General features: G+C 36.4%; 13 protein-coding genes. All 13 read right to left on the bottom strand.

Annotation, left to right across the window (positions count from 1 at the left end; translation table 11 throughout):
• Positions 1 to 38: 38 nt before the first annotated feature.
• On the bottom strand, positions 39 to 2564 hold the full coding sequence (locus AB5Y61_RS04510; RefSeq protein WP_368403307.1) for an LTA synthase family protein: 2526 nt from the start codon (positions 2562 to 2564) through the stop codon (positions 39 to 41).
• The gene (locus tag AB5Y61_RS04505; protein WP_368403306.1) at positions 2564 to 4312 is read right to left on the bottom strand and encodes a rhamnan synthesis F family protein; all 1749 of its coding nucleotides are present in this window, start codon (positions 4310 to 4312) and stop codon (positions 2564 to 2566) included. The genes AB5Y61_RS04510 and AB5Y61_RS04505 overlap by 1 nt, the downstream gene beginning before the upstream one ends.
• Before the next feature lies 1 nt (position 4313).
• Positions 4314 to 5315, bottom strand: coding sequence for a glycosyltransferase (locus AB5Y61_RS04500; RefSeq protein WP_070465697.1), 1002 nt, complete (start codon positions 5313 to 5315; stop codon positions 4314 to 4316).
• Positions 5316 to 5324: 9 nt separating this feature from the next.
• Positions 5325 to 6536, bottom strand: coding sequence for an ABC transporter ATP-binding protein (locus AB5Y61_RS04495; RefSeq protein WP_368403305.1), 1212 nt, complete (start codon positions 6534 to 6536; stop codon positions 5325 to 5327).
• The gene (locus tag AB5Y61_RS04490; RefSeq protein WP_003003247.1) at positions 6536 to 7342 is read right to left on the bottom strand and encodes an ABC transporter permease; all 807 of its coding nucleotides are present in this window, start codon (positions 7340 to 7342) and stop codon (positions 6536 to 6538) included. The genes AB5Y61_RS04495 and AB5Y61_RS04490 overlap by 1 nt, the downstream gene beginning before the upstream one ends.
• Positions 7342 to 8283: a glycosyltransferase family 2 protein gene (locus tag AB5Y61_RS04485; RefSeq protein ID WP_368403304.1), complete on the bottom strand. Its 942-nt coding sequence runs from the start codon at positions 8281 to 8283 to the stop codon at positions 7342 to 7344. Before AB5Y61_RS04485 ends, AB5Y61_RS04490 begins: the two co-directional genes overlap by 1 nt.
• Entirely contained in the window at positions 8280 to 9428 is a 1149-nt protein-coding gene (gene cps2T, locus AB5Y61_RS04480) for a beta 1-4 rhamnosyltransferase Cps2T (RefSeq protein WP_368403303.1), read from the bottom strand. Before cps2T ends, AB5Y61_RS04485 begins: the two co-directional genes overlap by 4 nt.
• A 106-nt stretch (positions 9429 to 9534) precedes the next feature.
• Positions 9535 to 10386 carry a dTDP-4-dehydrorhamnose reductase gene (gene rfbD, locus AB5Y61_RS04475; protein WP_368403302.1) on the bottom strand — a complete coding sequence of 284 codons (852 nt, stop codon included), beginning with the start codon at positions 10384 to 10386 and terminating at the stop codon, positions 9535 to 9537.
• 65 nt (positions 10387 to 10451) lie between these two features.
• Complete coding sequence (locus tag AB5Y61_RS04470) at positions 10452 to 11378, bottom strand: glycosyltransferase family 2 protein (protein ID WP_368403301.1); 927 nt, start codon at positions 11376 to 11378, stop codon at positions 10452 to 10454.
• 92 nt (positions 11379 to 11470) lie between these two features.
• A complete protein-coding gene (locus tag AB5Y61_RS04465; protein WP_302692462.1) occupies positions 11471 to 12985 on the bottom strand; it encodes a DUF2142 domain-containing protein in 1515 nt (504 codons plus the stop codon).
• The gene (locus AB5Y61_RS04460; RefSeq protein WP_349977148.1) at positions 12982 to 14145 is read right to left on the bottom strand and encodes a glycosyltransferase; all 1164 of its coding nucleotides are present in this window, start codon (positions 14143 to 14145) and stop codon (positions 12982 to 12984) included. Before AB5Y61_RS04460 ends, AB5Y61_RS04465 begins: the two co-directional genes overlap by 4 nt.
• Positions 14142 to 15407, bottom strand: coding sequence for a lipopolysaccharide biosynthesis protein (locus tag AB5Y61_RS04455; protein ID WP_070589281.1), 1266 nt, complete (start codon positions 15405 to 15407; stop codon positions 14142 to 14144). The genes AB5Y61_RS04460 and AB5Y61_RS04455 overlap by 4 nt, the downstream gene beginning before the upstream one ends.
• Complete coding sequence (locus tag AB5Y61_RS04450) at positions 15400 to 15741, bottom strand: DUF2304 domain-containing protein (protein WP_070589284.1); 342 nt, start codon at positions 15739 to 15741, stop codon at positions 15400 to 15402. The genes AB5Y61_RS04455 and AB5Y61_RS04450 overlap by 8 nt, the downstream gene beginning before the upstream one ends.

The raw sequence follows: 15741 nt of genomic DNA, 5'->3' as shown, positions 1-15741 counted from the left end.
GCCAAAATCACAAAGATTTTTACCTGCTTGCTCTCCTTTTAATTGGATTTGTTGGTTGGGACTTTAAAGAAGTCTTTAGAAAGGTACCCTTTCCCACTAATCAGGTCGTATTCAACCATTTTCAAATCCTCTGCAATCTCTTGTGCTTCCCCTTCCAAGGCCTTTTTATCGACACTTGCTTTTTTCAATACTTCCGTCAACAAAGCATAGTAAGGCGAAACTTTTGAATTGGTCTGTTCAAAGACCATAGCAGAGAAATCACTTGAATTGACCAAAGGATAATTCAATTTCGGTGCATCAAAATTACTCCAAATAAAGTAGTCTGTCTGATACTGACCTTCCGGGTTGTTCTTAAAGGCCGACTCCGGATAGAGACCAGGCAAGTGATCTCCATAAAACACCACTGTAATCTTCTTATCTATTTTAGAAAGACTTTCAAGGAAGGATTGGGTAGCGGTGTCGGTTTGTGAAAGTAAACGACTGTAGAAAGTCAGTTTTGAATTTTCTTCATCACTAAAACCTTTACCTTTGGCATCCAAGGTTTCTGGGTTTGCTTCTAACCATGGTGTGTGGTTCTGCATCGTCATAACTGAGAAGAACTGTCCGGATTTGTCACTTAAGTTATCTAAAACAATATTATAAGTTGATTCATCACTCGGACTAATTCCTTCTTTCCTAATGTTGATACCTTTTGTATTGATTGTAATAAAGTCTTTAAAATTTAATCTTGAATAAACAATATCTCTCGAATAATTTGAGCCCCCAGCTAAATGAACTGCAATTTTATTTTTATGAGCATACACATTACTTATAGAAGGAACATCATGTATTTTCGGGAATACTTCTGTATACAGAACCGAGACAGTTGGTGAGATATTATAGAACGGTAAGCTGGTAAGTGTCTGAAACTCCATGTTTGCTGTTCCACCCCCATAACCATCCGAATGCATTTGCCCGCTCGTATGATTACTCATAATAGCTTCAATATTGGGGATAGGATTCTGGGTGACCTCAACACCTTCAACTTTTCTAGGATCAGAAAAACTCTCACTCAGAATATAGATAACCGTTTGATCGTTTAAGTAGTTACTTCTCTCCTTATTGATCGCATTCGACAAGTTGGTATATTTTTGAGCTATTTTCTCGAGACGTTCTTTGGAATAACCATCTGGTTTTGGAATAACTTCTGTTGTCAATTGATTCATCCAAACATAGGACAATCCTTTATAACGAGCATTGGTCGTATTTCCTAACCAATTAATATCCTGATAATTATTTAATGTACTAATAATTGGTACATTAGCCTTGATCTTCCCATTTTCTTTATCACTGAATATCCCATTGACACTCTTAAAACATAAGAGCATTAATACAATAGCTCCAATTTGCATTTTCCATGAAGAAATAATTCTTCCCTTGAACAGGTACTTTTTCCCAACAACTAGTAGACAAACCAGAAAGACCACCAATAAAAGGATGTAGAATATTTGCGCTTTGTCCACAAAGCTCAGAAGGGTCATTGGTTTGGTCAACCAAGTTAGATCACTCGGTAAAACCGGCTCATTCCTCATTCCAAACTTGATGGAGTTTGCAATTACAAAAGCAATTGAAACAATGGAAATGAGACAGGTAGCAATCCAATATTGATTAATACAAATATAAACAAAGATGAGGACCGCTGTCAAAATGAGAATTTGAAATAAGATGGCATCTGGAATCGTGTAATAAACACCTAAGAAGGGTTCCGTTCGACCTAAACTGAATTGAATAAAATAATTCAATACAATTGCAATAGTAGTACTAGAGAAGAACACTAAAGAGAAACTCGGTTTGTTCTTGACGAAATCTCGTTGCCCTTTGGTATACAAGAATCCAAGCAAGGAAATCAACGGAAATAGAAAGTATAAGAATTCGTTGGTTAACCAAAATTGCTGAGCTGAGTATTTGCCAATTTCAAAGGCCTTATACAAAAAATTATCTGTCCTGTAAATCAGGGTCGAAAAATTTTTGTCTGTTACGATAAAGGTGATCAAGAGTTGCGACAAGACCAGATACTGATAGTTCTCGCCAATCTCTTCTCCTCCTTTTTTCCGACTTGGTAGCTTATCATAATGCTGTCGCAATAGAACCAAACCACCTGTAGAAGCAAACAGAAGGAAAATGACAAGGAAGGAATCCGTTCTAAAGAATGGATTCTGATCAAAATTCCAAACCTTGTATTTTGGATTATTCAAATAAATCGTGATTTCTGTCAAATAAGAAAGGGTATTGTAGACCAAATAACTGACAATCAGCTTTAAAGGAAACCATTTTTTAAAATTGAACTGGGATAATATTGGAATTAATAGCAAGAAACTAATTCCAAATAGAATTCCTAAAAAATTGACATATTGTAGGACAGTCCCCGTTGCTTTATTATGTACTGCAAGATTATTCTGAGCTAGGTAAAAATTAAAAAAAGAAAATAGAACGAAAGTAACCCCATAATACCACTGTGTTCTTGAGACTTTCGATAATGCTGAGAGGATAAATTCTTTAAAATTAAACTCTTTTTTCCGTTTCATTATTTCACTTTCTTTATCATTCTTTTTAGTATATATTTCACAGCTCTTGCAGGACCGATCACGATATACTTCAAGGCTCCTTTGATCCCCCCAATTTGATTAAAGTCTACAAAGGTATGGGGTTGGAGATCTTCACGATTGTTCAATTGCTTATTATCAATAAATGGTGTCAGAACATGTGGGTTTTGAGAGATCCTAAAGTCATATTTTTGGTCCCAAGCAATGTAGATCAACAAACGTTCGATCGCATGCAATATCGAATTTTGAGGTAAAGGTTCGGCTGGAACATCTGCTGCTGTCAAATTTAAAACAAAGAGTGGTTTCAAAGCATCGTATTTAAACCAAACAAAGGTTCCATAACTCATAACAAAGGTATTGAGATTTTTGAAGTCAATCGTCTTGGTCGCTCCCATCCGTTCCCAGAGCTTGTTCATCTCTGGTGAAATAAGAGCCTCATTCCAGGCAACCACTATTCGATTGTAACGGAAGAAAGTTGGAATATCTGCGATAGTGATTCCGACTTTTGTATTGGCTTCCATATTGGCCAGGATTTGATCAGCCGGTTTGACCAACATCTCGATCAATTCTTTACGCCAAGATTCACCTGCCCAGAAATCTGCTTCTTTGGATTTCTTGGTATGGAAATGTCCAACATAATCATATTGGGAGAGTTGCTCTTTTAGGAGCAACATTGGTAACACATCCCGACCAATGTTTCCAGTCACCACAACCGTCGCATCTTGTGCCCGATCAGAAAGAATTTGCTCAATAGCCTGCTTCTTCTCTTCTACATCTGTCGTAATCCATAAGTCATAAGCAAAATGAAAAGCTTGGAAAGCATCTAGAAACTCTTCTAAAAGATCCACATAAAAGACATGGAGATGAACCGCTACTTTTTTATCAAATGTGTCTCCTAAGTCTTGATCCTTCAAATACTTACGGGATAAGAGATAAGGATAGTCCGGACGGTCAATCATAGACATGTGGTTAAGAATCAAATCCAATGGATAGTCCGATACACGCTCCAATTCATCAAAAATATAAGGCATAATCCCTTCATTGTTTGCAATGGTTTTGACTTTGATGAAAGGAACCTTATGATTGAGAATCGCTGTAGGATTATAGTAAGAAAAGTCTGGATAAAGCATCCCTGTGGTGTCTTCATGAATGGTATCAAAGACCGTCTTATAGTGAAAACCTGCATCCAAGAAGTTCGTTGTGACCTTGGTTTCGTAGTTATCGATCACATCCTGAACATTGGTAAAGTCTTGAACTCCCTGCCAAAATTCATGGAAAGTACTTGATTCAATAACCTGTTTTTTAAAGCTAAGATAATAACTCTGAATATGCTCGTTAAAATCCTTGTCTTTCCGGTAATTGGTCATTCCCCAGAAATCCACTTCATTATCCTGTTCGAACTGCTGATAAATTGGTTCTAGATCCCAAAGAGGTCCAAAGCAGGTATCATTCATGAGGGTAACCGAATCAAAATGAGCCAGTTGATCAAAGCCGACTGTCTTCATTCCATCCCGCCAAGCCGCAAAGTCAAAGCCACTATTTTGGCGCTCTAGAATATCGTCTACCAGATGCTGTGCTACTAAATTAGACTGCACATCTTCTGGTAGTTGACTATTGGAGATAAAGACCACCCGTGAATACAAGGGGCGAATCTTTTCTAATTGATAGAGTACATGTCCACTAATAAAATTGAACTTATTGTAGTGAACATATAAAAGTAAACGTTGCATATTATTTCCTTATTCTTAAGAATTTCAAAATCTTTGTTGGAATGGTCCAACGGCGAGAATGGATGACGGAATTGTATTCATGAGATAATTTTTCATTTTTTTGAGTCAATTCTTGTACGTTTTGAGACAATTCATCCAGTTTATTTATTGAAATCTCTAAATCTTTTTGAAGATGATTGATTAAGTTTCCCATTTCAAAAATCCGCCATTCTTGTTTTGCATCATGCTCGGCTTGTATTTTTGCAATGTCTAGAATGCTCTGTTCAGGGTACTTATTTAGATACTCTAATTGTGTTTTTAACAAACCATCAATCCTATATTTCATTTTGACAGGATCTACCGGTCTTGAATCTGAATTACTTGACATTCTATACGCAACAGTTGCATCTTCAATAAAAGTAAGTTCTGTCAAATGAAAGAATTCCAACTGCATCGGAAAACCATCATCAACAGAATCCGGTGCTATCATGTGATTTACTTTTTGCATCAATTCAGTTTCAATCATCCATGACGAAGGTAACGTCATACCTTTCGTGGCTAACATCTTACTATAAGTATTTGCATATGCAATAGGACCATTTTTAAAAACATTTTCGTAGATAGTCTTATTTTCTTCATCTACAATATTAAATTCTGTATTACACCACTTAGAGTTTTCACTTGATTCTAATAAATCAAATTGTTTTTGTAATTTTTTTGAATCAATCCAAAAATCGTCTGCGTCACATCTTGCAATATACTTCGCTGTTACCTGATCACAAATATCAATCCAAGTTCTAGTTAATCCTTTGTTCCGATCATTAAATACAAGAGAAATTTTATCTGGGTATCGATCCCTGTAATCTAATAATATCTCCCTTGAATTATCTGTTGAGCAATCATCAACAACTAGAATATCATATGGAAAATCTGTTTCTTGGCACAAAAAACTATCTAGAGCCATTGAAATATATTGACTATAATTGTAACTTGTACAAACTATTGTTACCACTGAATCCTTCATAATAATCACCTATTCAATAATATCCCACTTCCCATTTCTCTGAATTAATCCAGAAGAAGAGTCCATAGCTGAAAAATCATCATTTGTTATATCCGTTCGATTCATTACAATTAGAGGTGCGTTAGCTTCTGTTGCAAAAGCTAACATTTCACGTGATTCTCCTAAAATAGTGACCTGTAATTTTAATTTTAAATTATTTATTGCATTTAAACTACATTTATATCGAAAAATCTTGTGTCCCTTTGATGTTGTTGGAAAATCATAAGTATTGTCATTATAAATCCAAATATTTCTATCAATATCTGTCATAGAGAAAACTAAGTAAGTAACTATATCTTCTTCTAAATCATAAGAAACTTCAAATTCTACCATATCGTTCTGATGGATAACTTGATCCGAAATCATTTTGACTTTTAGATTTTTTACTACACTAATATGATCCTTAATATCGTCAGTTTTCTCAGGATGTTTACTTGTAGTCGCATTATCAACACTATACTGATTTGCTACGTCTTCCGGGGCTCCTAAAGCTTTCACCAAACCATTTTCAATCAAAACAGCCTTGTTACAATATTTCTTGACGGCCCCCATATCATGGGTAACCAGAATCGTGGTTTTCCCTGATTTCTTGCGTTCTTGGAAGTAATCGTTACACTTGCGCTGGAAGGCTTCGTCTCCTACTGCAAGGACCTCGTCCAAAATCAAGATATCCCCTTGGGCCTTAATGGCAACCGAAAAGGCCAGACGAACCTGCATCCCTGAAGAGTAGTTTTTGAGTTTTTGGTTCATGAATTCATGCAACTCGGCAAAGTCTACGATATCATCGTACATGGCATCAATTTCAGCTGTTGAGAAGCCAAGCATGGCCCCGTTCATATAGACATTTTCTCGACCTGTCAGTTCTGGGTTAAAGCCCACTCCAAGCTCGATAAAGGACACCAGTTTCCCATCAATAGTGACGGTACCTTTTTCTGGCACATAGATTTCAGAAATGATTTTCAAGAGGGTTGATTTCCCAGAACCATTTCGACCTAAGATCCCAAAAAAGTCTCCCTTTTCAACTTCAAAAGAAATATCCTTGAGAACGTGTTGTTCTTTGTAGCCTTTGATCCCTTTGAAGCGATTAACCATAGCTGTCCGAAGACTATTGGTTGCTTCTGTTGGCAACTTAAAGTACTTGCTGACATGGTCTACTTTTACTGCAATTTGTTTATCTGTCATTAGAGAATCTCCGCAAATTTCTTAGCATGTTTATTAAAGTAAGCAAAGCCAGCGACAAAAATAAGAATTGGCAAGACATAAGGAATCAATACCAAGAACTTATTCTCCACTAAAAGCCAGACAGGTGTATTGGCCTTATCGATCAAGAAGTAACGCATGTCTTGAATAATTTGAGCCAAAGGATTCATCATGACCAACTTCGCAGCCCATGGATTGCGGTCTGCAATAAAGGTAATCGGGTAGATAATTGGCGTCGCATACAAGCCTGCTTGCAAGAGTACTTCCCAGACTTGTCCAAGATCGCGGAAACGGACAAAAAATGTCGCTAAGATCAATGCACATCCTGTCGCCATCAAGAATAACTCAAAGAATAGCGGAATGACCATCAAGGCTGTCCAAGAAAATGTCACCCCATTAAAGAATGAAAAAATCAAGACCACAACAAGGTTAATGACAAAGTTGATGGCTGCTCCTGAAATCGCAGACAAGACAATGATATGTTTGGAGAAGTTCAATTTTCGCAACAGGTCGCCTCGACTAACAATCGACACCATCCCCATGGAGGTTGCTTCTGAGAAGAAGCCCCAGATTACATTGGCCAACAAGAGGGCAACTGGGAAATGGGGTACATCTCCACCCAAGCGTAAGAATCGGATGAAGACAATATACATGATCGTAAAGGTCATCAGGGGCTTTAAAATCGACCAAAGATAACCAATCGCTGATCCTTGGTAGCGTAATTTAAAGTCCGTTTTGATTAATTCTCGTAATAAAATTCGATTTTTCTGACTAAAAACGTCAAACATTATTTCTTACCTCGATATGCAAACTTTGTCAGAATTAGGCTGGTAAACACAAAGGTGTGAAAAGCCCGGTTCTTCCGATAACCGTACTGACGAATCCGTCTCAAACGTTCTTTTAGCGGAACATCCATAATGGTAACAAAGTTTTCAATGATTTCTTTAGTTTGGGAACTGACAGGCAGATCCAATAGATTTTTTGCTTGTTCTTGACTGGACTCAATGAGATTCCAATATTTAGCAAAAAGAATATGAGGGCGAACCCAGTTTTTGACCCGTTTTCTAAGGGTACGAGCCCCCAGAACATTGCTACTGTGCTGACGGTACAATTCTGTCGGCTGATCGATATAGATGAGCTTTCCAAAGGCAGTTGCTAATAAGGCCAAATACCAATCATGCATAAGGAGTGCATGATTTTCTTGACCTGTCCATAATTCCGCCAGGGCATGGTTAATCATGGCTACCCCACCAGTTACCGTATTTTCCGTCAGCTCTTGAATCAGTTCTGTATTGGCATGATCAGACTGGGTGCGAATCATACTTTCGTGCTGCACATTCAAGTTTTCATCAACCACTTTTAAATCTGTGTAGACCAGCAAAGGCTCTTCTTGCAGATGTTTCTCTGCTTCTTCCACTTGTAGGGCAATCTTTTCAGGAAGCCAGACATCGTCTTGGTCACTGAAGCAATAAATATCAGCCTTTTCATATTTCAGAAGCGCATGGAAGCTCTTGATGACACCAAGATTTTCGATAGCACCTTGATTGATAAAGCGAATGCGCTCATCCTGAGCTACTAGCTCTTGAATAATCTCTACCGTACCATCTCTTGACCCATCATCCCGGATCAAGAGTTGCCAATCCTGATAGGTCTGGTCTTGGATACTTTTGACCTGCTCTTTTAGATACTGTTCACCATTATAGGTGGACAACAAGATATTTACTTTCATGATAAGAATAATTCCTCGTACTCACCTACAATTTTTTCCCAGGTAAAGTTATGCTTCATATTTGTTTTAGCTAATTGACCCCATTCAGATACATCTTCTAAAGAATCGACCTGGTTGATCAAATGCGCCAAGTTCCCAGTTTCTTTGGTCCAATATTGGGCTGTGTCCTTTGCGACCGTTTGGTTAAAGGAAACACCTAGAACCAAATTCAGATCCGTCTGAGCGAGAGCCTCTAGGAGACCTGGATTGGTTCCTCCCACTTCATGACCATGAATATAGGCGAAGGCTTCTTTACGGATATACTTCAACAGGTCTTGATCATAGACCGTTCCTACAAATTTTACACGTGGGTCCTGATCAAAGCCCGTTCGAGCTCGAAGCTCTTCAAAATAGGGATTGCCTTCGTGGTTACAAATGATAACCAAATCCCGCTTGGTTGAAGAGGTCATAAATTCACGAATGGCAGTCTCATAATTATTTTCTGGGACAAAGCGACCCAAAATCAAGTAATAGTTTTTCTCTTGTGTCTGCCACTTCTGATAGAGTTCTCTGACCTTCCTATCCTGACTGGTCAGGCTGGTCGGAGACAAGTCTGTCCCATAAGCAATATAGGTCGTCTTGGACCAAGGATAGGCTTCTTTGATATAGGACTCGATTCCTGGGTTGTCAGAAATCACCAAATCCGCATGACGTGTCATGATCTTTTCAGAATACTTGAGATAGGCTTGGATCGGTTTGGCCCACTTGGCCCGTTTCCACTCCAGTCCATCTGGATTGATATAGAATTTTCCACCCATCTTATGAATCTTACGCGCAAAGGGTGCTACGAAGGCCCCAATCGTATTTCCCAAAACATAAAAAATAGGTTTTTCAATTCCCTGCTTCTTGATAACCTTCAAGGCATAGTTGATGGCCATCATATCATAGGCAATGACCCGTGCAGGCCCAAGCTTCGGTGCTTTAATCGTAAAACAATCGACACCCTTATAGTCAAAATGATGATAGGCTTGATCATTAGAAAGGCAGGCAACATGGTACTGGATATCTGAAGACACTTGATGGGAGACCAATTGGTCCACAAAAGTCTCAAAACCGCCATATTGAGCCGGAAGCCCACGACTTCCGATAATAAAAACATGTTGCATAATATTCCCTTTCTAACAATTTACAGTCTATTCAATTATACCATTTTCTAAGCTTTTTGCCTAATGCAAACAGAAAAGCGACCACAAGGGTCGCTTCAATTTTCACTTATTTCACTTCTTGTTTGTAAAACTCTTTTAAAGCATCCTTCCAGCTTGGAATCACGAATCCTGTAGCCTTAGCCTTAGCTAAACTCATTGTTGAGTTCAGTGGACGTTTCGCTTTAGCTGGGAATTGGCTAGAATCCACTGGTTTCACTTCTACATCTGTATCTTTGAGGATTTCAACGGCAAAGTCATACCAAGTTGTATCTTCTTCTGCATCATTTGACAAATGGTAATAACCATATTCCTTACGGTTTTCAGCCAAATAAGTCATGAACTCGGCCAAAGTACGTGTCCAGGTTGGACGACCATGTTGGTCATTGACGATGGTCAAAGTCTTATGAGTCTTGGCTAAGTTCTGCATCGTGAAAACAAAGTTCTTACCGTAGTTCCCGAAGACCCAGGCAGTACGGATGATATAGAAGTTAGATACATGCTTCTCAACCAATTCTTCTCCCATCCGTTTCGTACGACCGTACTCTGTTTGGGGATCCGGTTGATCGTCTACTTCCCATTCTTGTCCAACTGGTTTTTTCCCATCAAAAACGTAGTCGGTTGAGATATAAACCAAAGTTGCACCGTGTTTTTCAGATGCCTTAGCTACATTTTCCGTACCAGTCACATTTATGGCATAGTCCAACTCTTTTCCTTCATCTTCTGCCGCATCAACAGCTGTGTAGGCAGCACAGTGGTAGACTAAGGTTGGTTTCACTTCTGCGAAAACCTCATCTACTTTCTCTGCATTTGTGATGTCCATTTCAGCTACATCGACAGCTACATATTCTTCATTTCGTTCGTCTAACAAATGGCGAAGCTCCGTTCCAAGTTGACCATTTGCACCTGTAATTAATATCATGTTACGTTCCTTTCAAATGCTTTATCCCTATCATTATAGCAAAAAAAGCAGAAGTTTTCTGCTTTTTACTCACTTTTCTCTTTGATGACATAGATTGGACGTTTCTTGGTTTCCATGAAGATTTTTCCGATATATTTTCCTAAAATCCCAATGGTCAATAATTGGAATCCTCCAAGGAATAGAATCACTGTCATAAGGGATGGCCAACCTGAAGTAGGATCCCCAAAGACTAAGGTGCGGATTACAATCAAAATCATCATGATAAAAGCCAAAATCCAAGATAACAGTCCACCAATAAAGGCAATGTTTAATGGGGCATCCGAGAAATTGACAATCCCTTCAATCGAGTACTTAAAAAGGGACCAAAAATTCCAAGACGTCTCTCCTGCTACGCGTTCTACATTTTTATATTCGAGGTATTCTGTCTCGAATCCTACCCAAGCAAAAATCCCTTTTGAAAAACGATTGTACTCCGATAACTCCATAATGGCATCGACCATGGGACGGCGCATCAAACGGAAATCACGCGCCCCGTCAACCATTTCCACTTGGCTAATATGATTGATCAATTTATAAAACATCCGTGCAAAGAAAGAGCGAATCGGAGGTTCCCCATCACGGGTTACGCGTCTCGTTCCGACACAGTCTAAATCCGGCTGTTCCTCCAACTTCTGCTTCATTTCGATCAATAACTCCGGTGGATCCTGCAGATCTACATCCATGACCGTCACATATTCACCACTAGCACGCTCAAGTCCAGCGTACAGCGCCGCCTCTTTCCCGAAATTTCGAGAAAAAGAAAGGTAGTGCACATTTGAATCTGTAACATGTAGCTTTCGAAGAACGGATAGTGTACCATCTGAAGAGCCATCATTTATAAAAATATATTCAAACTTTTCTCCCATCTTCATCCGAACACGTTCCATTTCTCGATAAAATAATGGAATCGATTCTTCTTCGTTAAAACATGGGACTACAACTGATATTGTCATTTAACTCTCTCCTTGATTTCTTCAGCTTCTATTGTAACAAAAAACTAGGGTTTCCCCTAGTATATCACTAAATTTTATGGTAAAACAACAAATTAATAGTATTGACTAATTGTTGTTATGATAGAAACAAGAATAAACAATGTGGCAATGTAAGTAAAGGTATATTCTACCTTATTCTGATCATATTCGATAGGTTCTGTTCTATTCTGATTCAAAAACAGTCTTCTTGAAAAATTAGTAACACAAGCAAGTAGAACAAAAATCCCCGCAAAATATCTCCCCTGAATTCCTTTAATTGAAATATCAGCAACCTCACCCCACATTAGATAGGCTGTCATTAGAATTCCAAAAACAATCCCCATCGAGACGAGAACTACCCCAAACTTCGCAAAAGTTTTAAGCGGTTTCCCATTTGGAAGTATAAATAGTGTAACTGAAATGAAAATTAAATAAAACCACATAAAAGCTTTCGCATCATAAGTCAACCAACCAAAAGTAAATAATGATTGTAATTTAAATGGAATAAAATTCACAACCTCTTTAATCATCATTCTCGTGAAGTCAGAAAAATGATGCAAGGTAAATATAATCTTTTTCATTGGATTAACTGCTGGATTTGGATGCGCAACTGTTGCATTTATGCCACTTGTTACTTTCAACCAAATCACACTCGTTAGAGCGACCATAAGAATGGATCCGGCAATTAGCAGATATTGTTTTTTATTAAGCTTTTCTTTTGGCAAAAAGACCAACAAACAAATAAGTAACACATATGGCAATTTTGAAAAAGCTATTAAAATACAAAGGATACTGTAGAAAAATATATCCCTATTACTGACTTTATCTTTTTCAAAATAGGAAAGGAATAAACCGATAACTAAAAAGATAAGACCATTAGCAAATGCATCCTGATTGAATGATGCAGCAATATAAATATTAATAGGAATAATCGCTAGTAGGGAAAAAATCAACTGCTTATCACCAGCTTTTTTTATAGCAAGACGAACAAGCAAGGCGAAAACTAGTAAATTGAAAAACCTACCTAAAAAAATTGAACCCAATACACTTAAATGTAAAAGACGAGCAATAATAATTCCTAATGTTTGAGGTATGTAACTGATAAACGAATAGCCATTTGTATTACCTAAATTAGAATACACTACCTGTTTATCAGATAATTGTTTCTTCTCCAAATCAGTTTGTATTAAAGGCTTTTTAAATTCTTCTTCAACATTTGATATATCTGAAGAAACTTTCATTTCTTCTACTGAAGAAGGTAAATATAAATGTCCATCACTAATATATAGAGCTCTAGAATAATGAAAATTTTCATCTGGTGTATCCATATTTGGAGTATATATACAAAATATTAGTCCAGTAAATAAAATTACTGAGAATATTTTATTGTATATCTTTAAATTTATTAGTGATAAAAATGTGAAGATACCTCCAATGATAACAAACGTTTTGATTGGTGCATTATTGAAAGGGCCATCGAAATAAAAATACGTTCCAAATATCACAAACCAAATAAGTAAAATATAAAATTTCTTTTGCCAAATATTATGAAAGAAATCTGAAGCATTTTGTGAAATATAATTTATCATTTAATACCTTTCTTCTCCTCTAACTTCTTAAACAAATCATACCACTTTTGAGTTACAATATCCTCTGCATAATTTTCTATAACATAGTCGCGTCCTCTTCTTCCGATATCCGTTAGTTTATTCGTATTAGATAGAAAATAACGCATTTTTTTCACCAACTCCTCAATACTTGGATCAAGGAGCATTTCAGGTGTTTCAGTTTGAAGTTCAGCAACTCCTTGCGAACAATTATAAGTTAATACTGGCGTTCCGGTTATCATAGATTCTACAACTGACATTGGAAAAGCCTCTGATTTGGAAGTTAATAAGGTAAACAATGACTCTTGATAAACTTCTTTAACTTGGTTCGTTTTCCCTTTTAAGATTATACGTTTTGTCATTCCTAATTGGTCGATTAGAGATTGGAGAAATTCCCTCAAATTACCAGATCCGTATATATTAAAAATCAAATCTGGAAAATCATCTGCTACCTGTGCGAAAGCTCGAATTTGATGATCAATTTGCTTAACCGCATCAAGTCTACCTACAAAAGAAATAACTGTAGATTTTTCTTGACGTAACTCTTCTGATTCTTCTGATACTTCTATATATCTAGGTAAGGGATTTGGAATCGCAACAAATTTTTTTAATGGAATATTGTAATGATTGCTAATCACTTCTGAATAAGAATTCGATAAAAACATCATGCAATCCAATTTCGGATATTTATTTTTAATAATATACGGATAAACTTTGTAGATACCCTTACATTCCAATACAAAATCAGCGGAAGAATGCATCTGACCAATGAAAAAGGCAGTATTAGAAAATTCCTTCAAGCTTTTTTCCATCAATAGATAGACAATTGGATTTGCTAAGATAACTATTGTTTCTTTTGATTGTGACAAAATATCCGTTAATTTTTTTTCTAATTTTTTTGAAAAAAACTTTTCTTTTAAGAACAACCAAGGCTTTTCAAAAAAAATATCCTCCTGGTATAGAAGAATTTCATGATAATTCTTTTGTACCCTCTCATACTTTTCTTTTGATTGAACAGCACACCCAACAACTGTCACCCTATTTCCATCTTCAGCAAAACGTGTAGCCAACTGATCAACTACACGCTGAACGCCACCGATTCCTCCTAAATGGTGAGTGACGAAAACTATATCTCTTTTCATTTTTCTTTCTTTCTGTATTTTATAATACTAAAAATTGTAAAACATCCAATTGCATAAACCATCATTGCTATACAAAAACTAATAGAAGCTCCCATAATCTGATACTTATTAACCAGCTCAGTTGTTATCATTTTAGTAACGATAAACATTAGGATATAAACTGATAATAAATAATAGTGTTTTCTCATGATAATTAAGATATTTTCAAGAATGATCGAAAATGAATATAAAACACCAGAAAGAACTAAAATAGTCAATTCAACCTTATATTTCAATAGATCTAAACCAAATATCAAACTCAACACATTGACACCTATTAAATAAGCTAAAATATCAAGAAATACTCCTATTATGAATGTAAAAAGTATGATTTTAATAAATAGTTTGTAAAATATCTGAAACTGTTTTTTCTGCCACAGTTCAGCCATTTGCGTTATGAGCGGTCTAACTACCAAAATCAATAGACTCATAAAAAACACTGGCATAAACAGTATATTGTAGTCCCTTTGAGCACCAGTCCCGACTATTCCTTTAGCATATGCACCAGAAATCGCTAACTTTGCCTCATTAAAAACAAGTGTCAATAAAAAACCATAAATAAATAAAGAAAAACAAACTTTAATAATTTTTATAGATTCATCAAAAATATTTTTTGAAAAAATATGACTCAAACTCAACCTATCAAACAATTTGAAATGGGCATAATCATAAACAAATACAAAAAACAGATTGATGAAAGCTAGGACCATCAGAGTCAAAACTATAGAATGAGACAATAAGAGCCCAAATAAAAGAATGAGGACGCTTAAAATATATCTATAGACCATAGCTTTTCCAGCAATATCTAAACGACCATGTTGTTGAAAATAACCTTGAAATAGATCCGAAAAAGCATCCGCTACACGGTACACAATAATCCAAGAAATGATCATCACAGAGCTTTTAGTGAAATCATAGTTTATTGACCACAGATAGGGGAATAAGCTAATCAACATTAAGATAACCGTTAGTAATCTTGTGAAAAAATAAGCTGAAAAGGGATGAGCTGAGTTAACATCTGTTGCTTGGTAGTTACGAACTTGAAATTGCCCAATAATGATCCATAAATTACCAATTGAGGTAGCTAGACTAAATTGGTCTGCCACCTCACTGGTTTGCATTCTAGATACAATTAACAAATATAATACCGAGACTGCTGCTGCCGCAAAATTTCCTAGCAGGTTCCATATGTAAATACTTTTTTGAGAAGGAGTATTATTCATCTTTCTCCTCATTTTTGTTTAAAGCGATAACTTGGACAAGATTTTTAAACTTGGTATCTAACTTTGACAACCGTACAGTTAATTGGAACTGATTCATTAATAACAAGAAAATAATAAAAAGAAAAATAAAATTAACAGCAGATGCAATTCCTAAGGATGCTGCGATAAACTCTGCTAACTTTGGAAAAATACTAAAAACTAATAAAATTAATGAAAAGAAGATCCAAAACAAGGCATCATTAATCTGTACACGAGATTTTCTGATGTTCTGGAGAATAAACCCACATGTTCCCAATGAAACAACAACTAATACAACTTGAAACCAGATTGACAT

Origin of the sequence: Streptococcus parasanguinis, assembly GCF_040908565.1 — a bacterium.
Classification (GTDB): Bacteria; Bacillota; Bacilli; order Lactobacillales; family Streptococcaceae; genus Streptococcus; species Streptococcus parasanguinis_AC.
Note: the sequence above shows the minus strand (reverse complement) of the source record. Positions and strands in the feature narration are given on the sequence as shown.

Bases quoted from the DNA above. Each gene is read 5' to 3' on its own strand.
- AB5Y61_RS04485 (WP_368403304.1), bottom strand. From the start codon at position 8,283: ATGAAAGTAAATATCTTGTTGTCCACCTATAATGGTGAACAGTATCTA.
- AB5Y61_RS04450 (WP_070589284.1), bottom strand. From the start codon at position 15,741: ATGTCAATCTGGTTTCAAGTTGTATTAGTTGTTGTTTCATTGGGAACA.
- AB5Y61_RS04465 (WP_302692462.1), bottom strand. From the start codon at position 12,985: ATGATAAATTATATTTCACAAAATGCTTCAGATTTCTTTCATAATATT.
- AB5Y61_RS04470 (WP_368403301.1), bottom strand. From the start codon at position 11,378: ATGACAATATCAGTTGTAGTCCCATGTTTTAACGAAGAAGAATCGATT.
- AB5Y61_RS04505 (WP_368403306.1), bottom strand. From the start codon at position 4,312: ATGCAACGTTTACTTTTATATGTTCACTACAATAAGTTCAATTTTATT.
- AB5Y61_RS04455 (WP_070589281.1), bottom strand. From the start codon at position 15,407: ATGAATAATACTCCTTCTCAAAAAAGTATTTACATATGGAACCTGCTA.
- rfbD (WP_368403302.1), bottom strand. From the start codon at position 10,386: ATGATATTAATTACAGGTGCAAATGGTCAACTTGGAACGGAGCTTCGC.
- AB5Y61_RS04490 (WP_003003247.1), bottom strand. From the start codon at position 7,342: ATGTTTGACGTTTTTAGTCAGAAAAATCGAATTTTATTACGAGAATTA.
- AB5Y61_RS04460 (WP_349977148.1), bottom strand. From the start codon at position 14,145: ATGAAAAGAGATATAGTTTTCGTCACTCACCATTTAGGAGGAATCGGT.
- AB5Y61_RS04495 (WP_368403305.1), bottom strand. From the start codon at position 6,536: ATGACAGATAAACAAATTGCAGTAAAAGTAGACCATGTCAGCAAGTAC.
- AB5Y61_RS04510 (WP_368403307.1), bottom strand. From the start codon at position 2,564: ATGAAACGGAAAAAAGAGTTTAATTTTAAAGAATTTATCCTCTCAGCA.
- cps2T (WP_368403303.1), bottom strand. From the start codon at position 9,428: ATGCAACATGTTTTTATTATCGGAAGTCGTGGGCTTCCGGCTCAATAT.
- AB5Y61_RS04500 (WP_070465697.1), bottom strand. From the start codon at position 5,315: ATGAAGGATTCAGTGGTAACAATAGTTTGTACAAGTTACAATTATAGT.